Origin of the sequence: Pseudonocardia sp. EC080619-01 (assembly GCF_001420995.1) — a bacterium.
In the GTDB taxonomy this organism is placed as follows: Bacteria; Actinomycetota; Actinomycetes; order Mycobacteriales; family Pseudonocardiaceae; genus Pseudonocardia.
In genome coordinates this window covers 1,939,444-1,960,920 of the sequence record NZ_CP012184.1, presented here as the reverse complement: position 1 = coordinate 1,960,920, position 21,477 = coordinate 1,939,444, and the positions used below count along the sequence as shown (strand labels likewise).

At 61.3% G+C, this 21,477-nt stretch carries 22 protein-coding genes and 1 pseudogene; 4 read left to right on the top strand and 19 right to left on the bottom strand.

Annotated elements, in window-relative coordinates:
* Positions 1 to 35: 35 nt before the first annotated feature.
* From AD017_RS34450 to AD017_RS34435, 19 genes are all read right to left on the bottom strand, one after another.
* Positions 36 to 560 carry a hypothetical protein gene (locus AD017_RS34450; protein WP_145982700.1) on the bottom strand — a complete coding sequence of 175 codons (525 nt, stop codon included), beginning with the start codon at positions 558 to 560 and terminating at the stop codon, positions 36 to 38.
* A gap of 828 nt (positions 561 to 1,388) precedes the next feature.
* Positions 1,389 to 2,480, bottom strand: coding sequence for a DUF5047 domain-containing protein (locus tag AD017_RS09040; protein ID WP_060573925.1), 1,092 nt, complete (start codon positions 2,478 to 2,480; stop codon positions 1,389 to 1,391).
* Between the two features lie 58 nt (positions 2,481 to 2,538).
* On the bottom strand, positions 2,539 to 3,276 hold the full coding sequence (locus AD017_RS09035; protein ID WP_060573924.1) for a hypothetical protein: 738 nt from the start codon (positions 3,274 to 3,276) through the stop codon (positions 2,539 to 2,541).
* On the bottom strand, positions 3,276 to 5,486 hold the full coding sequence (locus AD017_RS34445) for a hypothetical protein (RefSeq protein ID WP_145984036.1): 2,211 nt from the start codon (positions 5,484 to 5,486) through the stop codon (positions 3,276 to 3,278). Before AD017_RS34445 ends, AD017_RS09035 begins: the two co-directional genes overlap by 1 nt.
* A 302-nt stretch (positions 5,487 to 5,788) precedes the next feature.
* Positions 5,789 to 6,223 carry a hypothetical protein gene (locus AD017_RS09030; protein ID WP_060573923.1) on the bottom strand — a complete coding sequence of 145 codons (435 nt, stop codon included), beginning with the start codon at positions 6,221 to 6,223 and terminating at the stop codon, positions 5,789 to 5,791.
* Between the two features lie 136 nt (positions 6,224 to 6,359).
* On the bottom strand, positions 6,360 to 6,629 hold the full coding sequence (locus tag AD017_RS09025) for a hypothetical protein (RefSeq protein WP_060573922.1): 270 nt from the start codon (positions 6,627 to 6,629) through the stop codon (positions 6,360 to 6,362).
* Positions 6,630 to 6,889: 260 nt separating this feature from the next.
* Entirely contained in the window at positions 6,890 to 7,318 is a 429-nt protein-coding gene (locus AD017_RS09020) for a hypothetical protein (RefSeq protein WP_060573921.1), read from the bottom strand.
* 31 nt (positions 7,319 to 7,349) lie between these two features.
* Positions 7,350 to 7,715 (bottom strand): hypothetical protein, encoded by a 366-nt coding sequence (locus AD017_RS34440; protein ID WP_145982698.1) that lies wholly within the window; start codon positions 7,713 to 7,715, stop codon positions 7,350 to 7,352.
* Positions 7,716 to 8,095: 380 nt separating this feature from the next.
* Positions 8,096 to 9,316: a phage major capsid protein gene (locus AD017_RS09015; RefSeq protein ID WP_060573920.1), complete on the bottom strand. Its 1,221-nt coding sequence runs from the start codon at positions 9,314 to 9,316 to the stop codon at positions 8,096 to 8,098.
* A 115-nt stretch (positions 9,317 to 9,431) separates the two neighbouring features.
* On the bottom strand, positions 9,432 to 10,079 hold the full coding sequence (locus AD017_RS09010) for a hypothetical protein (RefSeq protein ID WP_060573919.1): 648 nt from the start codon (positions 10,077 to 10,079) through the stop codon (positions 9,432 to 9,434).
* Between the two features lie 62 nt (positions 10,080 to 10,141).
* Positions 10,142 to 10,702, bottom strand: a complete 561-nt coding sequence (locus AD017_RS09005) for a hypothetical protein (RefSeq protein ID WP_060573918.1) — start codon at positions 10,700 to 10,702, stop codon at positions 10,142 to 10,144.
* Between the two features lie 302 nt (positions 10,703 to 11,004).
* Entirely contained in the window at positions 11,005 to 11,283 is a 279-nt protein-coding gene (locus AD017_RS09000) for a hypothetical protein (RefSeq protein WP_060573917.1), read from the bottom strand.
* Positions 11,284 to 11,360: 77 nt separating this feature from the next.
* Positions 11,361 to 11,801 (bottom strand): LysM peptidoglycan-binding domain-containing protein, encoded by a 441-nt coding sequence (locus AD017_RS08995; protein WP_145984035.1) that lies wholly within the window; start codon positions 11,799 to 11,801, stop codon positions 11,361 to 11,363.
* A gap of 106 nt (positions 11,802 to 11,907) precedes the next feature.
* A complete protein-coding gene (locus AD017_RS33285) occupies positions 11,908 to 12,471 on the bottom strand; it encodes an N-acetylmuramoyl-L-alanine amidase (RefSeq protein ID WP_369821666.1) in 564 nt (187 codons plus the stop codon).
* A gap of 166 nt (positions 12,472 to 12,637) precedes the next feature.
* A complete protein-coding gene (locus tag AD017_RS08990) occupies positions 12,638 to 12,880 on the bottom strand; it encodes a hypothetical protein (RefSeq protein WP_060573915.1) in 243 nt (80 codons plus the stop codon).
* Positions 12,880 to 13,476: an HK97 family phage prohead protease gene (locus AD017_RS08985; protein ID WP_060573914.1), complete on the bottom strand. Its 597-nt coding sequence runs from the start codon at positions 13,474 to 13,476 to the stop codon at positions 12,880 to 12,882. Before AD017_RS08985 ends, AD017_RS08990 begins: the two co-directional genes overlap by 1 nt.
* Entirely contained in the window at positions 13,469 to 14,635 is a 1,167-nt protein-coding gene (locus AD017_RS08980) for a phage portal protein (protein WP_060573913.1), read from the bottom strand. Before AD017_RS08980 ends, AD017_RS08985 begins: the two co-directional genes overlap by 8 nt.
* A 132-nt stretch (positions 14,636 to 14,767) precedes the next feature.
* A complete protein-coding gene (locus AD017_RS08975; protein ID WP_060573912.1) occupies positions 14,768 to 16,201 on the bottom strand; it encodes a hypothetical protein in 1,434 nt (477 codons plus the stop codon).
* A gap of 1,120 nt (positions 16,202 to 17,321) precedes the next feature.
* Complete coding sequence (locus tag AD017_RS34435; RefSeq protein WP_145982696.1) at positions 17,322 to 18,077, bottom strand: hypothetical protein; 756 nt, start codon at positions 18,075 to 18,077, stop codon at positions 17,322 to 17,324.
* Positions 18,078 to 18,354: 277 nt separating this feature from the next.
* Between AD017_RS34435 and AD017_RS08960 the strand changes: the two genes are divergently transcribed.
* The 4 genes and pseudogenes from AD017_RS08960 to AD017_RS08950 all read left to right on the top strand — a co-directional run bounded on the left by AD017_RS08960 (position 18,355) and on the right by AD017_RS08950 (position 21,096).
* Positions 18,355 to 18,774 (top strand): helix-turn-helix domain-containing protein, encoded by a 420-nt coding sequence (locus AD017_RS08960; RefSeq protein ID WP_202968842.1) that lies wholly within the window; start codon positions 18,355 to 18,357, stop codon positions 18,772 to 18,774.
* Between the two features lie 63 nt (positions 18,775 to 18,837).
* Positions 18,838 to 19,725 (top strand): annotated as a pseudogene (locus tag AD017_RS37375) (DDE-type integrase/transposase/recombinase); the annotation flags it as partial.
* Positions 19,726 to 19,808: 83 nt separating this feature from the next.
* A complete protein-coding gene (locus AD017_RS36125; RefSeq protein ID WP_227012702.1) occupies positions 19,809 to 20,291 on the top strand; it encodes a Mu transposase C-terminal domain-containing protein in 483 nt (160 codons plus the stop codon).
* Entirely contained in the window at positions 20,284 to 21,096 is an 813-nt protein-coding gene (locus AD017_RS08950) for an ExeA family protein (RefSeq protein ID WP_060573909.1), read from the top strand. The genes AD017_RS36125 and AD017_RS08950 overlap by 8 nt, the downstream gene beginning before the upstream one ends.
* Positions 21,097 to 21,477: the final 381 nt, after the last annotated feature.

The window sequence follows — 21,477 nt, the reverse complement described above, 5'->3', positions numbered from 1 at the left end:
TGCTGACCCTCACGACCGCCGCGGAGCTAGGTCGTTCAGGAAGCACCGACATCCTCCACAGTCAGGACGAAGTCACGGGCACGGACAAGGCCAGGATGGGTGTATCCACGGCTGAAGGCGGTACGGACGGTATAGACGCCTCCGGAAGTGATAGAAATCGTGTCGGAGACGTTGGCAGTCACACTGAAACTAGGCGCCGGCATGTCGAAAGCGGAGTTCATACGAAGCGTCGTCGGCTGACTTGCTCCGTAACCGGCGTACAGATAAACCGAGGCACGAGCATTCCCTGCGCCGTTGGTTTCCAGGACTCCGGAGATGTTCACTCGGTACCGGCGGCCCAGGTTCGCAACGAAGGTCAGGGAGCCGATCTCGATGACAGTGCTTCCGTACCCAGTAGGCGTAGACTGGCGACGAAGTCCAACGATGCCCTTGCCCGAAGACTCCGGGACACCTCCGCCTTCGATGAACAGCAGTGCGGCATCCGCAGACTCAGCCAAGTTTCCGAAAGCAAGAGGCCCGTCAGCAGGATCAGAAGCGGATGGGTACTCGATATCATACACAGGCGTAACTGGCATCAGATCTTCCCCAGGTCTTCGATGTACAAGTTCAAGGGCCAGTCACCGAGACCGTAGGAGGTGACGGCGCTACCTCCCTGAGTCCTCTGCCAGAACAGTGAAGCCCGCAGGGTCCCGTTGGCAGTAGGTTGGAAGTAACCCGTCAGAGTCGCACTCTCTACGTTGTTCGAGTTCGACAGCTCCAGGCCGGTTTCCATCAGGGTCGGTGAACTACCCGTCGGAGCCGACCCGTTAGTGGTGTACCGGATCGACGGACGGATAAGCGCATAGGCAGTAGAAAACCATCCGGCACACGGAGCCTGGACTCGATAGCTTCGTCCAGCCGTCACAGAAGCACTTACGGTCATGGCCCGGTACTGAGTGAAGCTCGCCTGGGAACCCGGCGTAAGGTTGGTAGTCCTTCGAGCCCTGGCGACGACACCGAACGGGAAGCTGCCACCCGCGTCGATACGGTCGATCTCCGCCTGGACAGCATCCGACAGCTCGTTGTAAGCCTTAGGAGCGTCAGGCGAGTCAGTCGGATCAGGGTAGGGGAACTGGTAGTGGGGGCTTGTGCTCATGAGGGCTTCCTCAGTACTCCGAGAATGATCGGGCCAGTAGGCGAGACCGCCACGAGGATTGGTCCGGTAGTCAGAGTCCCGCTCGCAGCGATAGGGCAGTTGGTCCAGAGAGTCCCACGCATCGCCACAGTGTTGGCTCCGGTGGTCTGGTTCCAGGCCACGAGATCCGCAGACTGGATGTTGTAACTAGCGGTTTGAGGATTAACACCCTTATCGAGGAACAGCGGTGCAAGCGTAGGGTCAAGAGGTTGGCTCACGAGGATTCCACCACATCGAAAGTCTTGATAGTCACTTCACGCTCCACGGACAGAGGGATGGTCACGGAGTCGATGTAATGCTTCTGCGCGATACCCACCTCGGGAGTCACCTCAATGACGTCCAGAGGCTCCAGCGCAGGGTTAGGAATCACCATCACCGAAGACGCGACACTCGGAGCCGCCATCTTGGACAACCTGGTAAAGGCAGCCGACTCAGCCGCAGCATTGGTCTTCAGGATCGGCGAGGAGTATCGACTGACGACCTGACCGAACTCCGTAGTCCAGCCGAACATCGGGGCCTGGTTGTACCCGACGAAGAACACGCCGGGGTACTCAGGATCAGAAGACGAGACAGTCACGATATTCGCTACGCCGTCCCGGGAGACCCCGCGAGACCACTTGATCAGGTTCTCGCCGGGGGTCGCCTTGTAGACAACGGGCTTGGTCGTGACATCCGTACTGATGATGTCCAGCTCGCCCTTGTGGTTGAACCTCATCGTGAAGGGACCGATCTCCGACAAGCGGTTCTGGCACCACTCGTAGGTCGAGTCCTCGACCATGGCTCCACCGGTCCCGTAGGAGTTAGGGTTCAGAGCCAGCCAGTTGATCGGAACGATGTCGAACAGGAACATGCCGTAACCGTCCTGGTTCGGGTTCCCGGTGTTGTGAGGATCAGCATTGATCCACCGATCGAACGCGACCTTGAGAGTCTGTGCCGGATAGCTGGGAAGCGTAGGAGGCGCAGCCCACAGAGTCCGGTTCTCCATCATCCGGGATATACGGTCGGTCCCGGAAATCTTGATAGGGCCGTCAGGAGCGTCGTCCTGGTCGATGTCGTCGATACGGAAGTAACCGAGACCGATCCACTCCACGGACCCGTCTCCGTAGTCGACTCCCCGCTCTACGAACAGCTCCTTACCAAACGGGAGAACCTTGTCGAACCACTCACCAGGAACCTCAAGATCGAGGGTGCTCTTGATATCGGAGAACGCTTCGAGCTTGACGTCGCCGGACAGGATAGGAATCTCTTCGCCGGCAGGGTTCAGTCCGAACGAAGGGGTTTCATCTACAATCCGGGCTCGGAACACAGCCTTGTGAGAGCCCTTGATCGTGTCAAGGAAACGGGTAGAAACAGGACGCATAGGATCAACTCACGATAACTGCAGAAGGACTACCGACCACTCCAGCGAGATCCGCGTAGGTGGCATTCGCAGCGGACACGGCGGACCAGCTAGACCACTTCGAACTGACCGTGTTCCAGCTAGCCGCAGAGCCGTAGACACCAGGACCGGGCTTGGCTACCTCAATCACCGGGATCTCCCAGCGGGCGGTGACGCTGCGCTGGGAGGGCCAGTCGTAGGAATAGTCACCCGGGACCACGTACATCGAAGGCAACGGTGCCGACGGCGGGACGTGAAGCAGCATGACCTGACCGCCGAGGAGAGCGAGGTCCAGGTTGTCCCGCGCCTCAGTCGTCCGGGTCCGGACGTACACCGTGGTACTCCGGGAAGAGTGGACGTCAGTGACAACGACGGGGTTGACCCTGCCCCGGACCTGGAAGATTCCGTTCCGGGAGCTACGGGAGATCTCGTCCCAGCCGTTGAGCTCAAGCCGAGTGTTCAGGTAAGGTTTACCCACGAACTTCAGCCAGGCGTTGGTCATCATCGGAGTGATGGAGGCCGTACCCTCGGAGTCCCGGTAGAAGTTAGGGACTCCGGGCGTGAACTCGTAGTCGTCGATGGTGCTGCCGGCGGACACAGAGCTAGCAGCACCACGGACGTAGGTCCACCTGATCCCGTCTGTCGAGTGCTCCACTGTACTGGTGGTCGAGAGCGAGATCCTGACCCGAGAGATCGAGTCGTCGTAAGAGAGTGTCAGAGCCATTAGACGGCGAACCTTCCTGCCTTAGTGGTACGTCGGACAGTCCGGTCCCGGTTGTCGAACTCGACCCGAATCAGATCCTTCAGTCGAGGGTCATCGACATAGATGTGGACCTGTGGCTCGATGGCAAACGTCTGATTGCTACCCGTAGAAGAACTACCGACAGCCCCGCCGCTAGCGAACGCAGGGAAGGAGCCGGAGCGGATAGCCCTGCGGAGAGCGTAAACGCGGGCCTGCCCTCCCAGCTTCCGGACTTCCTTAGCTGTGAGGACGTGTTCACCGTTAGACAGTTTGGCCGTGATCGAGTCAGAGGTTCCAGTACCCGCACCTCGGACTGATCCGCCACGAGCGTAAGCCTGGACGGCCCCACCCTGAGCGAACCCGAACCAGTTACCCACGCGCTTGGCAACCAGCTCAATAGTCTTCCGAACCGGGATGGCCCTGAGGAACGTACCCAGTGACGACATGGCGCCGCTGTTGTTACCGTTGATACCGACCGTACCGCGAGAACCATTGATCTGACCGGTAGTCTTGTCCAAGGTACCGGTAGCCGGGCGGTTGTTGGCGTTCACCGTAACGGTTCCGGTACTACCATCTGCGTACTGAACAGTGGCGGTAACCTTTCCGTTGGCCGGATTCTGGTTACCGTCGATCGTGATAGTCCCGCGCTGACCGTTGGCGAAGGACACTGCCTGATAGGTCTTATCGCCTACAGGAAGTGCGTTACCGTCCAGAGTAATGGTTCCGGTAGACCCGTCTGCGTTAGTGATTACCGACTGAATCTTACCGGTAGCGGGGTCCGGGTTCCCGTCAATCTGGACTACAGGACCTTGTGTACCGTTGGCCTGGTTGATCCATCCGAGCAGGGCGTCACCGGCAGGTACGGCGTTACCGTTGATGTTGACCGTGCCCTGGGTGGTGTTCAGCTCCTCGACGAGACCGCGAAGGGCTTCCGTAGCGGGAACCGTCTCGCCATTGATCTCAACCTCGCCCTGGCCCTCGTTGATCGCAGTGACCACCCGTTCCAGAGCGTGAGAAGCACCCATAGTGTCCGCGCCGATCTGTACCTGAGTATCAAGATCACGGGTTGCCAGCCTGAAGATGTTCAGGTTCCGACTAGCTTGCTCGGTGTTAGCGGACACGATGAACGGAGGTAGTTTCATCGTCGTACCCCCGCCGGACAAACCCTTCACAAGCTCAGCACGAGAACGTCGACCCTGCTGGAAGAAGTTGTCAGCCAGTCCGCCGAAGTCAAGGGAGGCGGCCTTGTTGACGTTGTCCTGGAAGCCGGAGAGGACGTAGTTGCCGGAAGTAGTGCCGAGACCCTTCCAGTCCTGGGTAGCGAATGATCCTGCGATTTCGCCGGCGGCAAGGATTCCGATACCGACAGCGGCCCCGATCAGGCCACCTCGAAGCCCCCCTGCGAACCGCGTCCCAGCAGTACGGCTGGACGTGTTCGCCTTGCCTCCGAGATTAGCCATATCGGAGATCAGGCCAGCAAACGAAACAGCCTTCGCCGCGAGCGAAAGACCCTTGAGAGCTACAGCGGCGGCGATAAGATAAGGAGTAGCGGAAGCGATAGCGGAGATCCAGGCTCGGACCTCGTCCTGGTTCTCGCGAAGCCACGAAGCGACGTCCTTGAGGACCGGACCCCAGGTTTTGGCCAGCTCTCCGAACAGGTAACCAAACAGAGGAAGTAGTTCCTCGATTACCTCTCCGAGACCTTCCCAAAGCACCTTGAAGTCTTCGGCGTAAGGAGCCATCTCGTCGAACATTCGAGAGAGGCCACGGTTCAAACTATCAATGAATGATGCGAACCCCTGAGCAGCGGGGCGCATCTCTGAGCCGAACTTGATCAGCCGTGCAGTGAGATCGACGAACAGGTTACCCATCGACCTCGTGACTGGCTCGGTCGCTCGGAAAAAGCCGTCGAGATCCTTCTTGAACTGCTCGGTCCGGAACAGGTTAGCTAGACGGTCACCCGTATCCGAGAGGATCTTACCTGTCCGGGCAACGGCAGAATCGAGTACAGGGAACAGCTCGATACTAGCGTCCAGAGCACGAGTGATTCCAGGAAGTGCGTTATCAGCGGCAGTACGCTTGAGCTTGGCGAACTCCTGACCGGTCTTGACAAGCTGCTTCGTGAACTCGCGCTGAGACTCCGGCATCTTGGCGAGGAGCTTGTTGTACTCAGTCCAGTCGCCGGACTCCATACCCTGCTTGAAGGCGTCGAGAGCATCCCCGACGCCGGAGAAGGCGAGAGCTAGAACCCCACCAGCAGCGCCGAGAGATCCAATACCTGCGAGAGCGCCGGCGATAGCAGGGCCACCGAGTGAACCGATAGCCCCGACAAGACCTGTGATCCCTGCGGCCTTAGCGCTAAAGTCAAGGCTACGAGAGGCCCTACGCTGAAGCCGCTGAAGGTCTCGTTCTGCCTGACGTGCAGCTCGGTTTAGCCCTCGTGCCTCGCCATCGAAACGGACCTTTACAGTACGAGAGGTGTTACGTTCGGCCATTAATGAGCCCATCTCTGAAGAATGTCGTCCGCAGCCTGATTCCACTGCTGTGAAATCTCGGCCTGTTGTGACTCCACGGTGGTGAAGAACCAATAAGAGTCCTGGCCGACCCAAGGCCGATACTGCTTGAGTTGATCCGATCCAAACTCAGAGCCGAACAAGACCTTGTAGGCAGGCTTTCGGTTACGACCTACCCGCTTAGCGCCACCGGCTTCGATGACAGGAACCCGGTCGCGCTTGGCCTTGACGGTGGGCGCGATGAGTGCCGACTGACCGCTATCGGCTGAGGCTGCCGCCTTCACCTTCACGGCCAGCTTCTCTGCGATGCTCTTGGTGCGGTCCCGGAGCTCGTTGTTGGCGTCCGGAGGAAGTTCTTTGAAAGCTCGGATCGTCTCGTTAAGGCCGTCGATCCGGATCTTGATAGTGACAGCCACTAACCCTCCATCTGTACTGGGTCGGAACTACTGTCCGTCAGGAGTTGGATGGCAGTAGCGATAGATCTCTCGCCTTCCTCAGCCCAGACAGAAGGTGGAATACCTGTGCGGATCGCTAACTGAATGCAGGTGTGATTCAGCGATCCGGGTTGGTAGGGTCCGGCTCATCCTCCGCGACGATTTCCATATCGCACTGGCTCTCGAAATCGGAGAGGCTTCCGGTGAACAGGCCCTGGCGCTTAGAGGCAGCGTGAGCCAGCGAGTAGGCATCCTGCATAGTGAATGCTTCCATCAGGTTACTGACGGAGCGGTTCTTGGCAGTCTTCTCCCAGATAAGGATGTCGCGGGTACCTGCCGACACGACGTAGCTGCCCTGGCCATCAGGAGTAACCTTGAAGTTGAACATTATGATTCCTTACGAAAGGGGTAGGGGATGAGCTGAAGGGACTTACATGGCTCCCCTACAGGCCAATGCCCAACAGCTTTAGTGCTCCGGGCAGCGCTTTCGACGTACGGTCCCTGTAAGCGGGTCGTACGTCTCTACGCAGCCACAATCAAAAGTGATACCCACGGGCCAACTAGTTCGCTCGATGGGTGGGGCACTTGTATTCGACCTTGTCTCCGGTCTTGAGATCGATGTCCCAGGAGCAGCCGCAATCGGCCAACTCAGCCCTCCGAAGGAACCGGACGGGAGTAGACGGGCTTCCCGATGATTTGGAACTCCGCCTCCTGGGTCTCGGTCTCACGAACCTCGCCACCGATCGACGGAGCCTTGAGACGGAGGGTGCCGGCCCAACGAACGTGCTCACCAACGATGTCCGGGTGGTTGTCGAGCTGGAAGGTGACGTTCTCGCCGTCGTGAAGCATCAGGTAGTCCGAGATGCCGTCCTCGGTCCAGTCCGAGTAGAACGTGAGGGTCAGCGACCAGGCCGGGTCAACCTCCTCGAAGTCCTCGCCGTCCGGGCAGTAGGAGTAAATCTTCTCAGGGTCATCAGTGTTGTTCGAAAGCTCCCACTGCGAGATCTGGCAAGCAAACTCGTTGGTGGTGTCGAGAGCGAACGTGATGACCTTGTTCTTACGGTGCTTGATAGCCATACAAAGTCCTTAGTTATTTGACTGGTGCGCGTCAGTACGAGAGCGCCACTGAAACAGTGAAGTTGTAAGAAGGGAGTCCAGAACCCTCACTGGAACTCCAAGAGCCGGTCGAGGCCCGAGTGATAACCATGTCCGGGTGATCGATGGCATCGGATACCTTCGAGACCGCAGCGAGAAGGCTCTCGGTAGCGCGGTTATCGAACTTGACGATGTAGGCCACCTGGAACAAAGCGGAAGTAGGTTCCACAAAAGCGGCGTCCCATTCCAGTTCAGGAAGCGACACCATGATTCCTGGAGGGTCTACCCGTGCGTCCAGTGCGTCGTAGACTCGGACCGTAGAACCCAGGCTATCCCGAAGAAGATCGATAAGTTCCGAACGGGCAGTCAGAACATCCATCAGGCAAACCTCGGAGGTGCGAAACGGCCAATCTGAAGCAGACGCTCAATATCCGGATCGAACGAGGGAACGCGTGCCGCCCCTAGTTCACCCATCTCGATTAGGGCAGCCGGGGACCGGCGACGAACCCACCATCGTCCGGCAAGTCGGATGACCCCCAGCTTGACGTCCTCAGGGATCTCGTCACCAAGGTCCGGTCGGACACGTCGCACGAATGCGATAGCGGCCTTCAGAGACTCCTGAAGGTCATTGTCGTCCCGAGCGTCAGAGAAGTCGACGTCGAGATCGTTCTTAAAGTCAGCGAGGGTTACCCAAGCCATAGAAACTCCAGAAGGGGTTAAGAAGGCGGGTCCCGGCGAATGGAGACCCGCCTTCCGGGATCAGCCGGCGTCGATACCGAACTGCTTGACCGACGCACCCGCGTACTTCACGAAGGTGGCGGTGTAACCCCAGATGCCCAGCTTGATCTGCTCCGGGCCGAGCGGCTGCTCGTAGGAGAACTGGGTAACCGGCGACTCGAACAGCAGGACATCCGACGCCCGGACGGCCAGGATCTGGCCACCGGTCACACCGTCAGACGCGATGACACCCAGACCGTGGACCTCACCGTCAGTCTCGACACCACCGACACCGACAACGTTCATCGGGCCGTGGTTGCTGCGAGGCATGAGCGGGCGGTTGGCACCATCCTTCAGCTTCAGCAGCTCGCCGTAGGTCTCGACGTCCATGACAGCCAGGTCGGCCGGGAGCTTGCGAGCGATGCGAACCGCGAGAGCCGCATCCAGGACACCGTCAGCCAGGTCCGCAGCAGCGACATCGCCGATCGAGGCACCAGCGGAGGCGACCATCGCAGCGACGACAGCAGCCTCGACCTTGGCGTTGTAAGCCCCTACCAGGTCGCCGTAGATCAGAAGGTCCACAGCCGGCGAGGACGAGTCCAGCATCTGCCGGGTAACGATCTGTCCACCAGCGGTCAGCTTCGGGGTCACGTTGGCGGTGGAGCTGGCCCACTCGTCACTGAAGTCAGTAGCCGCCCCCTCAGAAGCCTGGGCCTTGACGACGTCGTCAGTGGCCGCAGTCTGCTTCGGGAGGGTGAGGGACTGCGCCGAGTTGATCGGAAGGTTCCGGACAGCGGAGGCAGCGCGACGACCCTGACGGGCCAGCGTCTCGAACTCCTCGGTCAGCCAGCGCGGGGCAACCACACCAGCACCCGCCGGGGAAGTCGTCAGGGCGCGGTTGTGCACCTGAAGACGATCCTCAGCGTTACGGTCACCACGGCTACGGGAGTTCACGAGGTCCCCGAAGAACGAGTGCTCCCCGCCACGGACGTAGGTACCCGGGTCCCGGTCCACAGCGGTGGTGGAGGCGGTCCGGACCTCGGTCGCAGTCTCAGCAACCTTGGCGTTACGGGCGTCGATCTCGTGAAGGGTCTCGATCTCGCCCGCCAGGGTCTTCAGAACCTCGGACTGCTCAGAGATGGAACGAAGCTCATCTCCGGTCAGGTCACGGTCCTCGTTCGCTGCCCGGGTCTGAATGCCCTCGACAGTGGTCTTGATGCCGTCGTACTTCTCACGCAGACGGTCAGTGTAGGCGTTAGCCATTAGTACTCCTAGAAATAAAGAATCAGATGAAGGAATGCTCTAGGGACAGAGGTGTCTGGTCGGAGGATGAATGCCTTCATCCGCTCGGCCTGAGGTGTCTGTATGAGAAGCAGGCTCAGAGAGGTCCGAGCCAGGTGAATGAAACGAAAGTCGTGTAGCTCGTGTCAGAAGCGACTGAGAAGCCGGAGGTCCCGGTAGAGATGGCTCCGATACCGAGAGTCCAGTTAGGGCCAGTAGCCGGGATGACTCGCGACACGGAGAGCGAGCCCCCGGTCCCGGTCTGATAGGTAGAGTTCTCCGCGTATCGACCGAGAGTGTTCGCCGGGTATACGATGGCGAGGTAACGAGTCTGGTTAGCCTGGGCACCGGCGAATCGGATACCGGCCTCGACAGACCAGCGGCCGGCCCAACCCAGGGTGAAGACAGTGTTCCCCGACGATCGGGATACACCCTTCTCGCCGAGGTTCGTAGCGAAAGGAATCAGGCGGTACGAACCAGAAGCGCCAGAGAACACGGTGCCCGCAGAGTTCTCGTAGTAGCCGTGTGGCGTGTAGATAGCCAGGTCGTTGGTCTCTTGGATCGTGTAGTACTGGCTGTCGTGGTTATGAGCCGTATTAGCCTTAGCCGAGAGCAGCGTGTTGGTTTCGCTCTCGGTGTAGTACCGGTCATCGTGAGTGTGGAGCAGGGTCGCCTTGTTAGCCAGGTCCGCAGGAAGGTTCTCCACATCCGACTGAGGGACCTGGCCGTAGAACCTATGACTCATCAGCCGTGACCTCCTTCAGGTTCGGTCACGGCCGTCGCGACTGTGCACATGCGTGTCGCTCCTCAGACCGGCTGGACGAGAACCCGGTGAGAACTCACCGTCGGGACGAAGGAACCGAAGTCCACCGTCACCGTGTTGTTGTCCGTACGGGAGACCACAGGAAAGACAGTCTGGCCGGTCGAGACTTCGACCACCGAGACCACAACGTCAGTCGTAGCCAGCGAGTGAGTCACTGCGAACGAGGAAACCGTGTTATCGCCGATCGTGGTCTTGTAGTTGACGGCGCCGGACGGTGACTCCTCCAGATCCTCAACACGAGACTCCAGAGCCGCGATCAGCGCAGTGATCGTGGTAGCGAACTCCTCGTCGTCGTTGATCGCAGCCGCGATCTCAGACAGAGTGTTCAGAAGCTCAGGTGCGTTATCGATGTCGAGGACGGTGTCAATACGACCATCGATAACGGCCTGAAGACCAGAGATCAGTGAAGGGTTAAGGGAGCCGGTAGCGTTGTCCAGGTTCGAGGCATTCGCGGCCGCGGTATCAAGCTGCTGCTTAGTAACCGCATGGTTGGAGCTAGTGCCTGGCTGAATCGCTACCTGGCTGTGGAACTTCTGCTCAGCCAAGAGATAGTCCTAAATCTAAGAAAGTCGTGCGGTCCCGGCAACGGACTCCTCAAAGATGAGGGTCACGGTGCCGGATGACCAAATGATGAGAGGAAAGTGAAGGTTGCCGATGAGATCCTGAACCTCGACGGAAGGATCGAACGGCAGGCCATGGGGGATTACCCAGACTGAGCTAGCAGTGTTCTGGGAGTGAAGGTAAGAACCGATCGACTCATTACCGGAGGTCAGTCCGTTCACGGTGTCGATGAGTTGGTTCTGATGGTCGGCACGCAGGCGGTCGCCCGGCCGGACTCTAGGAACGCTCACGACCAGACTGCCGGCCACGAGATCTTCGGGGCAGTCTGACCCTTCTCCACAGAAGCGAGGTCAACCTCAGTCTCAGACGCCTTGAGCTGAACCACGTACTGACGAACCACCGAGTTGACGGTCTCAATCACATGGTAAGCGACTCCGAGAGGGGAGGTTCCCTCGTCGTCGTTCGCTGCGAGCTCCAGTTCGATCGCACCTTCTGTAAGGCAAGCCACGACTGGCGAAGCCGGGATGATCTCCTCGTTCTCCATAGCCGCCGTCGGAATGAACATGACCGAACCCTCGGCGACAGCGTCAGCGGAGTTCGTCCAAGAACCCTTAACAGTAACCATCGTAAACAAGCTGTCTCCTAGAGGAAGAGTGTGTCCCCTGGGTGAATAAGGTGAGGAGACGTGAGGTGAGTGTTCTTGGAGTAGAGGTCCTGCCAAGTCGTACCGTGAGCTTGAGCGATATCGGAAAGGGTGTCGCCAGGCTGGACGGTCACCGTCTTGGAATGCTTAGGCTTGGCCGTCTGGCTCTTGGCAACCTTGTCGCTGGAGTGCTTCTTCTCTGTAATCACAGGGGCGGAGCTGGACAGCTTACCGCCCCAGCAACCCTCAGAAGCACTCCAAGGGGAAGTTCCCCGGGCCTTGTAGATCCGCTCCGCTACGGTCTTCTGCTGGCTGTAGGAAGCCTGGATAGCAGTAGCAGCGAACTCGGTACCGCCGAAGTCCCGCCAGGTACCGTTTGTGATCTGGAAGTACCCGCCAGCGGTGTAGTACGAAGGGTTCGAGGAGTGCATGTAGTTCATGACGTTCCGGCCGCCGGACTCGCATTGGGCAATGACGTCCAGCGGGCCCGTAGGGTGAAGTTCCACCGGGTCAGGTCCCCGAGCGATAGAGACGACGATCAGTAGCTCAGGTATCAAGACGGCCTTCAATCTGGTCGAGTCGGGCTTCGATACGGTCCAGGGATTCCTTCCCCCGGTATCCGAAGGAGTCAGCGTTCATTGCGTAGCCGAGAACCGTGTCCGTGTAGCTAGAGCCTTCGATCCGACGACGGAGACGCTGGGTAAGTTCACGATGGACCTCACGAAGCATTCGGTCCTGTTCGGGAGTCAAGTAGTTATCTCCAATCGAGGCGACCAGCCGACGGAATGCGACCATGTCGAAGTTGGGATCGATCTTCCGACCCACGGGACGAGCGGCTTCCTTGTGAGCGATTACTCGCGGCACCGGAAGGCCGTAGTGATCGATGAGCGCCTTGCACAGTCGTGCGTAGGCGTCGTACTGGTAGGCGGGCCAAGCGGAGGTGCCGGTAGCTTCTGCCTCGATACCGATAGACCAAGAGTCGGTCTGCCAGTTCTCGGCGACGACTCCTGCGTGATAAGACAGTCCGGCTGCCACGACGTGAACAATCCCGGACCTGGAAAGGTAGAGCTGGGAAAGAGGACCGGCGAGCGAGGAGGTTCCGTACTTCACGACGTTCAGCGAGGGTGACTCACCAGAAGGAGCCCCGGCTGTGTGATGGCACATGATAGAACCAACGCCCGACATCTGCGCATGGCCTCGGTTCTTCCAACCCGCCTCTTCGACCACGACAAGCCCAGACTTCCGGCAAGCGTCAGCGAGATCAGTTAAGTACAACCTAAGCTCCAAGCACAGGTGCAATAAGGCTTCCCAGAGTTCCACCAGCGGCAGCCGCGATACCCGAGGCAATCCAGACAGCCTTCTCCAACTTGCGGATACGGCTCTCGTGGTCAGGGTCAGGGACTCGGTCCTCCAGCTTGGAGATCCGGACCTCGTGCCCGTCGATACGCATCAGGATGTGGTCGAGCTTGGTTTCCATTCGGACGAGACGTTCCAGAAGCTCTGGAGTCATGTCGTCCATCAGGTCCGGCTAGGAAGTGCAGGGATAGAAGCGAGGATCTGAGCTGCCTTCTCGGAGTTCGTCAGCTCGTAGATCTCACGGACATCGGTAACCACCGAGAGATCCCCGTAGGCCGGCTCCTCGACTACCGCAGTCTCAACGAGGGTGGCAGAGGTCCGAACGGTCACTCCCTTGTCCCTGCGGTTCTGACGGGCGCGGAAGCCGATGGACAGTCCCGTAAGAACACCGTCACGGAGCAGGGTCAGAGTCTCGTCGCCGATCAGGGTCTCCGAGATCTTCCACTTTCCGACAAGACCCTCGGCGGACTCACGAAGCTCGACCGCCTTACCGATTACGGAACCACCCTGGGTGATGTGCTTACGGGTGAAGAACGTCCGGTGAGCGGCGGAGAGCTGCTTTGCGAATGCGCCGCGCTCGAACCGCTCGGTCAGGTCCTGGGAGATGAACTGGTCGATACCATAAGGAACAGCAAGACCCTCGACCTCTCGCTTGGACTCGTTGATGTCGACGTCGTCAGCAGAGGCGGCAGATCGGATAAGGAGCGAGCTACCCGAGTCCTTCGCAGGCTTGCTCGTTCCGGGCAGGAGTTCAGTCATTAAGGTTCTCCTCGTCGGAGTCGATTACAGGAGGCTCCGGCGGGTTGAGGAACTTGTCGTCCTGACCGGGGATGGCAGGAAGATCTTCCAGTGCACGAACCTCGGAAGGCATCAGGAACTTGTTTCGGAGAGCGATCTCGTGAGCCTGGTAACGGGTCAGCGTGTCAGTCCGGAGAAGCGAGTCTGCGTTGGCCTTGACTGTGGTTCCCCGGGGATGGGCCTTCGTGAACTCCTGCTCGAACCGCGAGAGAATACCGCCGACGGTGAACTTCAGGAGATCAATACCCTTCTGCTCGCCATTCTCGTAGGTCATGGACTGAGCCTCGACACCGAGGAACGACAGCGGGATACCGAAGACTAGACCGATCTCGTGGATAGTCAGCTTCCGGGCTTCGAGGAGCTGCGCCTCGGAAGGGTTCCAAGCAACCGGAACGAAGTCGGTCGTAGCATTCAGCACCGCGACAGAGCGGGTGGACTGAGCGTTCATCCAGCCGGTCTTCGTAGCCTGAAGATCCTCAACCGTGGCGTCCGGGTTACTCACCTTCAGAACACCGGTAGGCACCCCAGAGTTAGAGGCACCGGAGGTAGCGCGGTCCTGGTCCTTGGAGAGCTTCCACAGACCTCGGAACATCTCCAGTCGAGAGAACCCTCGAAGCTCGCCGGGGAGCGCGTGGTCCTTGACGTGGAAGATGTCGTCCTGGTCGTACTCCCTGTCACCGATGCGGTAGACCCTGCGGTTGTCCCTGAGCTGGACCATGACGGAGGTAGCAGGAACGGGGATCATCGCAGTGGGCCAGCCCTCAGAGTCCCGAGCGGTGTAGCCAGCGATGGCGTTCCCGTTGAGCAGGTAGTCGAGCACCAGCGAGGCGAACGTCGTAGTCCGGGTGTCCAGCGGGTTCGGCTGATCCAGGAGTCTGGAGTCAACCTTCTCCGCGTCCCGACCGCCGTGAGTCCGGTAGGCGTGCCAGGGCATCGAGCCGACCAGGTCCGAGAGCAGCGTGACGGACCGGTGGACGGCGGGGATACCAAGCGTCGAATGAGGTCCGTACTCGGGTCCGAGTCCGTCCGGAGGCTGAAGGATAGTGAAAGACTCCGAGAACCCGGTCTGAGTATTCGTGACCTGGTACTGGAGATTACGAGTCAGTAGGCGGCCCAGCATCCTGAACCTCCTTCAAGGTAGCGATGGCGGTGACCAGGAACCCGGCGGCCAGGAGCGTCCAGCCGGGTCCCGTGAGCAAGAAGAGTCCAGCAAGCAGAATCAGGAGACCCGCGGCCTGGATAGCAGTAAGAATCATACGACCAATGGTTTCGGTAGTGGCTTCTCGGCAGGTTGGGTACGGAGCACGTACACGGCGAAAGCAGCGGCATAGACAGAGTCGACGTATCCGATACCGCCCTTACGAGCGAATCGCCAGCCATCTCCGACGTTGTACTTCGAGGCCTGAGCGACCTGAGTAGAAAGAAGGGGGTCGCCGGGATGCGTCAATCGAGTAGAAGCAACGAGATCAGCGAACACCTGGCAACTCTCTGCCACCTCGGTGCCCTTCAGCTCAATCGCTTCGATGCCTCGTAGCTCCGGAGCCAGGACACCAGCGGGACCGCTGGGGGCCCAGCACAGACGGTTCTTGAACTTGGAGAGCACTCCGGGCAGCTCGGTACGAGCGTGGTCCGGGGTGTCCCAGGCAGCGATGACCTCCACCCGGTACTTGCCTCCACCGGTGTCGGCAGCCGCGACCAGGGACACGTGTGTTCCGTCAACCGCGACGTCGAGACCCAGTACGAGATCGTCCCGGTACTGCTCCAGCGTCAGGCCAGGGTCGGCGGACGACTGCCATGCCTGAAGATCGATGGCTCCGTCCAAGGACTCCACCGTCTGGCACAGGTGCTCAGTTCTGAACACCGCGGGCGTGGAGGTTGCCAGCGCGCCGCGAAGGGTGTCCTCGGTGATGAGGTACCCGAGCGAGGGGTTACTAGACACCCAGGCGTCAGGATCATCGAGTTCACAGCCGTCAGGAGCGGACCACTCGAACAGACCGAGAGTGGTCTCGTCCCCGGTAAGTGCTGAAGCTCGGAGGGTGTTGAGGACGACGGAGCTGGAGTCCCCAGCGTTCGAGATCCCGACCTTCAGGGACTCCGGACGGGCCGTGGTCGTAGCAGCCAGCGCAGACCACGAATCCCAGTCCCGGTGCTCACGAAGCTCGTCCAGGATCAGGAGGTCAACCGAGAGCCCTCGGCCGGCGCCCCGGGTAGTAGCGGAGATCCTGTACCGGGCACCCGAGCGGAGGGTGATGCACTGCTCGCCGTTGGTCCTGCGAACGTCCTTGATCTCAGGAGCCGTGTGAGGACTGGCCTGGGCGTGATCGACAGACTTCGTCCAGGCTTCCCGAGCGATGTCGAGCGCCTGGGCCGTACCGAGGATCAGCTTCGCCCGGTCCGAGAACATCAGGTACAGCGAGAAGATCGACAGAAGCTCCGTCTTGCCGTTCTGCCTCGGGAGGAGGGTGACGACCGTCTTGTACCGAAGCCGACCGTCGTGGAGTTCCAGAGCGTGGATCAGCCACCACTCTTGCCACGGGAGCAGTTCGATACCGAGGATCACATTGGCGAAGCGGATAGCCTCGAAGCCAAGAGAAGTCTCGGGAGTCAACTCCTGAAGAGGCTCAGTGAACAAGCGTGGAGTTGTTGAACCGATAAGAGTGGCGCCGGGTAGGGGTTTCAGCGCCATTAGGTTACTTTCTGAAGGTCGCTAGTTCATCCGAGCTAGGGCGGGTACCGCCGCGAGCTGCCGGTGTAGCGCCAAGCTCTCGGAGTACCGTCACGAGCTGCGCAGCGAGTGCGGCCTTGGAAGTGGGGGAGCCCTGACCCTTGATAAGCTGGATCAGTTCCTCGGCAAGCCAAACGAGTGGGGCGTCCTCGGCTTCGAGTTTGAGCTCAGCCAAGGCCACAGTGAGATCATCGAGCTGGTCTATGGCGAAGCGGTCAATCATCATCGCTCTCAGAAGCCTCTTCCTGAGTGGCTAGCACTAGTGCGTCGTCACGAGGGTCGGAGGCGTCGTCTCTACTAGCCTCCTCCGGGGGTCCCAGAGCGTCCTCAGAGCCCGTTTCAGCTTCCGGGGTACTCTCACCTACCCCCGGGCTAGAAAGGGCTTCAGATTCACGATCCTGGGGCAACGCCGGGCAATTCCAGTAGTGGTTCAAGGTGTCAGATCCTTAGCAGTAAGCTCTCCGAGAAACGCACCAACGATCAGGGTCACTGCGAACGCGATCATGAACCAGTGCCTGAGGGCTAGGCGCGGGGAGAGAGATTCGCGGGGGCACAGATGTGGACGGGTCACCCCTGGCTCAAAAAACGGTTCGGCTGACGAGTAGGGCACCAAGGAAAGTGTTGAGGAGCAGAAAGGTAAACGCCGCAGTAGTTGCAACGAGGCTCTTCGTTCATTACTTGTTCCACCATTGATTAACGTTAGGCTTAGGCGTGTGCTTAGTAGGATCGCCGATAGGTGCATGGCATGGGTGGCACGCACTGATCAGGTACCGCATGTCATCACCAGTCACACCACGGCCTACTGTGTGGTGTACCTCAGTGGCTTTATGAGCACAGTAAGGACCGCGGATAAGGCACTTGTAATCATCGCGGGTCAGCACGGCCTGACGAGTCTTCCGCCAGGCTGCTGTAGAGCCCTTACTCCAGTTCCTGCTCAAGGTCCGAACTCCGGTAGAGGGCCTTCTCTATGGTTCGGCCCTTGGTGTAGTCATAGAAGTAGTAGGAACCGACCTGCTCTAGTGCTTCAGGGTTGAAGCCGAGCTTGCTCACTTCCTCGGCGGTCAGAAGGATTGGCCTTTCCTCAAGCACGGGGAAGGCCCTTAGCGATTCGGCCAGTCTTATTCAGCGAGTCGCCATCGGGGGAAGAATCGCTGACGATCGCTTGAACCGGGAAGCTACGTCCAGAACCCTCGATCGAATGGCGGAGCTTGACCGTGGAACGACGGGTCTTGATTCCTACGAGTTCCAGCAGATCGGCCGGGACCTCGACTTCGGGCTCGGTCAGAGTCTCGTAACCATCGAGTTCGACAGCGAGCTTCGCCTTGGCACGGGAGAACGACTTGCGGGACGGGTGCGAGGAGGAGAAGACGTTCTCACCCTCGTAGAAAGCGTCTACGGCCCTTCGCTCTGCCGGCGTCAGGACCTCAAGGCAACCGGGGACGGCCTGAGCCCAAGCGGAAGGGCTGTCATCGGAGTCGCGAAGCCAGTTCGTATGCGCCTGCACGTCCAGGTCGTTGTAGGGCTCGTTCATCTTCCAGATCCAGTTCTTTGTTCCAGCGGGAGGCGTCTCCGCGTATCGTTTGAAAGTCAGTCGGGACATGGCCTTGTCCGGGTAGTCGGCCTTGTAGATCTGGTAGGCCGTATCGACAGAGCGAGACTTACCGAACTCGTCGACCAGGTACTGCCAGACTCGGCGGTGGTTCCGGTTCCGAGGGTCATTTGTTCGCCGACGCTCCTCGTGACCACGAGTTGAGCGGGGTCCGTCGTTCGCGGTGACGACGCGGTGGGGGCGGGTGCGGGGCCCGATGGCGTTGGTGTGCGACGACAGCGTGATCATGTCGGGCCGTCGGTGGAGGCGGTGGGCCCTCCCGGTCGGGGTACCAGCCAGTCCCGGGAGGGCCACCTCAGGCGCGCGGGAGGCGCCCGTGGTCACGGTAGGCAAGAACGTCGTAGAGGTTGAAGCCCGGCTGGTGGCCGGTCGGCTGGAGTGCCGGTGTGGGGGTCGGCTGCGGCCGTGGGGGCATGCCCGGGCGCGGGTGCTGCGCGGGACGGGTGCGCTCGGGTGGCGGCTGCGGCCGCGTCGGGCGCGGTGTTCGGGCTGCGGCACCACGCACGTGCTGTTGCCGGTGGGGGTGCTGGCCCGGCGCGCGGATCTGGTGGCGGTGATCGGCGCGGCGTTGGCGCTGGCCGCGACCGGGTGGGGGCACCGACGGGTCGCCGAGCGGGTAGGTCGGGCGGCGGGAACGGTGCGCGGCTGGCTGCGCCGGTGGCGGGCCCGGGCCGAGGGGCTGCGCGTGGAGTTCACCGCGCTGGCGGCGGCGCTGGATCCGTTGGCCGCGATGCCCGATCCGGCCTCGTCCGGGACGGGGGATGCGGTCGCGGCGCTGCTGGCCGCGGCGGCAGCGGTGACCCGGCGCTGGGCCGCGACGGTGGACGGGTTGTCGCCGTGGGAGCTGGCCGGCGCGGTGACGTCCGGGCGGCTGCTGGCCCCGCCGAGCTCGACGGAGTCGATCAACACCAGATGCCCCTGGTGAGGTGATCACTCCGGCCACGACGCTCCGCGCGGACGATCTTCGACCGCGACAGAGGAGTGATCGGTGAGCCAAACCGACAACGACGCACGCCGCCGAGCCGAGCGGGCCCGGCGGGTGGCGCTGTTTCGCTACGAGTTGATCCAGGAGGTGATCGACCCGACGCTGACCGCGCGCCAGCGCGGGAAGCTGGTGCGCGAGCTGGCCGAACGGGCGCATCCGGGCCCGTTCGCCGAGCCGGTGCAGGTCACCCGGCACACCATCGACCGGTGGGTCCGGGCCTGGCGGGTCGGCGGGTTCGAAGCGCTGGTGCCCCAGCCGGCCAAGGTCACTGCCCGGACCCCGCCCGAGGTGCTCGCGACGGCGGCGGCGCTCAAGCGGGAGAACCCGGGCCGCACCGCCGCACAGATCACCCGGATCCTGCGCGCCCAGTCCGGTTGGGCCCCCAACGAACGCACCCTGCAGCGCCACTTCGAACGCCTCGAGCTGGGACTGATCGTCGACGAGGCCGGCCACGAGCAGCGGCTCACCGCGGCCCCGGCGGCCTTCGGGCGCTTCGAGGCTGACCGTCCCGACGAGCTCTGGGTCGGCGACGCACTGCACGGCCCGCAGATCGCCGGGCACAAGGTCTACCTGTTCGCGTTCCTGGACGACCGGAGCCGGGCGGTGATGGCCGCCCGGTTCGGGTTCTCCGAGGACACCGTGCGGCTCGCGGCGGCGCTACGCCCGGCGCTGGCCTCGCGCGGAGTCCCCGAAAGCATTTATGTCGATAATGGTTCAGCGTTTGTCGACTCGTGGCTGCTGCGCGGCTGTGCCAGCCTCGGCATCAAGCTGGTCCATTCCACCCCGGGCCGACCCCAAGGCAGGGGAAAAATCGAGCGCTTCTTCCGCACCGTCCGGGAGCAGTTCCTCGTCGAGATCACTCCCGATCGGGCCGCCGAGATCGCCGATCTGGCCGAGCTCAACCGCTTGTTCACCGCCTGGGTCGAGACTGAGTACCACCCCCGCACCCACTCCGAGACCGCGGGGTCGCGCCGATGGCGCGCTGGCTCGACGGGCTGGCTTCCCCGTTGCCGCGGCCCACCCCCGCGCAGCTGCGCGAGGCGTTCCTGTGGTCCGAGCACCGCACCGTGGCCAAGACGGCCACGGTCTCGCTGCACGGCAACACCTACCAGGTCGACGAACTGTTGGTCGGGCGCAAGGTCGAGCTGGTGTTCGACCCGTTCGATCTCACCGAACTGGTGGTGCGCTATTCCGGGCGCGAGTTCGGGACCGCGGTCGCCCACCACATCGGGCGCCACGCCCACCCCAAGGCCCGCCCCGAAATCCCCGACACCACCCTGGAACCGACCGGGATCGACTACCTACGGCTGATCGACACCACCCACACCGAACGGCTCGAAGGTCGTATCAACTACAGCGCTCTGCTCGAGCGCCACCACTCCAATACGCCGGTCGAACCAGAATCAGTCGAACTCACCATCCCGGAACTTCAGGCGCAGGAGACTCAGGATGATTGACCAGCTCAGCGGCTACTTCGGATTTTCCCGCACCCCATTCGGCCGTGACCTCGCGCCGGGAATGCTGCATCGTCACCACGCCCACGGCGAAGCGGTCGCCCGCATCCAGTGGTGCATCGGCGAACACGCCCTCGGAGTGATCACCGGCGAGGTCGGGGTCGGCAAGACCGTCGCGGTCCGCGCCGCGCTGGCCGGCATCGACCCCGCCCGCCACATCGTCATCTACCTCGGCAACCCCGACGTCGGCACCCGCGGGATCCAGCACGCCATCGTCACCGCCCTCGGCGGGGTTCCCCGCCCGCACCGGGCCACCCTGATCCCGCAAGCCCTCGACGCGCTGGCCACCGAGTACGCCGAGCGGGGCCGTGTCCCCGTCGTGGTCCTCGACGAAGCCCACCAGCTCTCCCACGAGCAACTCGAGGGGGTGCGGATGCTCACGAACCACGACATGGACTCCAGCAGCCCGCTGGCCTGCCTGCTCGTCGGCCAACCCACCCTCCGCCGCAAGATCAAGCTCGGGATGCTCGCCGCGCTCGACCAGCGCATCGCAGTGCGCTACCACCTCGGCGGCATGACCGGCGACGAAACGGTCAGCTACCTTCGCCACCACCTCACACTGGTCGGCCGCTCGGACACACTGTTCTCCGACGACGCCGTCTCACTGATCCACACCACCAGCCGCGGCGCGCCAAGGGCGGTCAACAACCTCGCGCTGCAGTCGCTGCTGGCCGCCTACGCCGCCGACAAGACCATCGTCGACGAGTCCAGCGCACGCACCGCCGTGACGGAGGTGACGACAGAATGACCACCACCGCGACAACCTGACCACCAGCCCCGCCCGGCACCCAGCCCGGCGGGGCTACTCATGTCGCACGGTGAACATCGCGGACGTCACCGACATGGACACGACGAACGTCGCGCAACAGTCATTCTCAGGATCGTTCAGCTTGCAGAACGTGGACCAGGCTTCGTCCAACTTCTTCTGGGTGGCTCGGTTGAGAGTCCCGTCAGGGCGAAGACCGAGGAGACCACCCGGCGTGTCGGAGGCCATCGACTCGTGCTTCGGGGTGTAAGGCTGCTTACGGAGGATCCAACCGCGACCGCCGGAAGGAAGCTCGGACTGAAAGGTGTAGATCCAAGTTCCGAGGTCGTCAGACCAGTAGCGGTACGCAGTGTTGGCAGGGGA

What these genes read in the sequence shown, in the direction of transcription:
- AD017_RS09035 (WP_060573924.1), bottom strand. Translation starts at nt 3,276, where the DNA reads ATGGCTCTGACACTCTCTTACGACGACTCGATCTCTCGGGTCAGGATC.
- AD017_RS34445 (WP_145984036.1), bottom strand. Translation starts at nt 5,486, where the DNA reads ATGGAGTCCGGCGACTGGACTGAGTACAACAAGCTCCTCGCCAAGATG.
- AD017_RS09025 (WP_060573922.1), bottom strand. Translation starts at nt 6,629, where the DNA reads ATGTTCAACTTCAAGGTTACTCCTGATGGCCAGGGCAGCTACGTCGTG.
- AD017_RS09020 (WP_060573921.1), bottom strand. Translation starts at nt 7,318, where the DNA reads ATGGCTATCAAGCACCGTAAGAACAAGGTCATCACGTTCGCTCTCGAC.
- AD017_RS34440 (WP_145982698.1), bottom strand. Translation starts at nt 7,715, where the DNA reads ATGGATGTTCTGACTGCCCGTTCGGAACTTATCGATCTTCTTCGGGAT.
- AD017_RS09015 (WP_060573920.1), bottom strand. Translation starts at nt 9,316, where the DNA reads ATGGCTAACGCCTACACTGACCGTCTGCGTGAGAAGTACGACGGCATC.
- AD017_RS09010 (WP_060573919.1), bottom strand. Translation starts at nt 10,079, where the DNA reads ATGAGTCATAGGTTCTACGGCCAGGTCCCTCAGTCGGATGTGGAGAAC.
- AD017_RS09000 (WP_060573917.1), bottom strand. Translation starts at nt 11,283, where the DNA reads ATGTTCATTCCGACGGCGGCTATGGAGAACGAGGAGATCATCCCGGCT.
- AD017_RS08995 (WP_145984035.1), bottom strand. Translation starts at nt 11,801, where the DNA reads ATGAACTACATGCACTCCTCGAACCCTTCGTACTACACCGCTGGCGGG.
- AD017_RS08990 (WP_060573915.1), bottom strand. Translation starts at nt 12,880, where the DNA reads ATGGACGACATGACTCCAGAGCTTCTGGAACGTCTCGTCCGAATGGAA.
- AD017_RS08985 (WP_060573914.1), bottom strand. Translation starts at nt 13,476, where the DNA reads ATGACTGAACTCCTGCCCGGAACGAGCAAGCCTGCGAAGGACTCGGGT.
- AD017_RS08980 (WP_060573913.1), bottom strand. Translation starts at nt 14,635, where the DNA reads ATGCTGGGCCGCCTACTGACTCGTAATCTCCAGTACCAGGTCACGAAT.
- AD017_RS08975 (WP_060573912.1), bottom strand. Translation starts at nt 16,201, where the DNA reads ATGGCGCTGAAACCCCTACCCGGCGCCACTCTTATCGGTTCAACAACT.
- AD017_RS34435 (WP_145982696.1), bottom strand. Translation starts at nt 18,077, where the DNA reads ATGATCACGCTGTCGTCGCACACCAACGCCATCGGGCCCCGCACCCGC.
- AD017_RS36125 (WP_227012702.1), top strand. Translation starts at nt 19,809, where the DNA reads ATGGCGCGCTGGCTCGACGGGCTGGCTTCCCCGTTGCCGCGGCCCACC.
- AD017_RS08950 (WP_060573909.1), top strand. Translation starts at nt 20,284, where the DNA reads ATGATTGACCAGCTCAGCGGCTACTTCGGATTTTCCCGCACCCCATTC.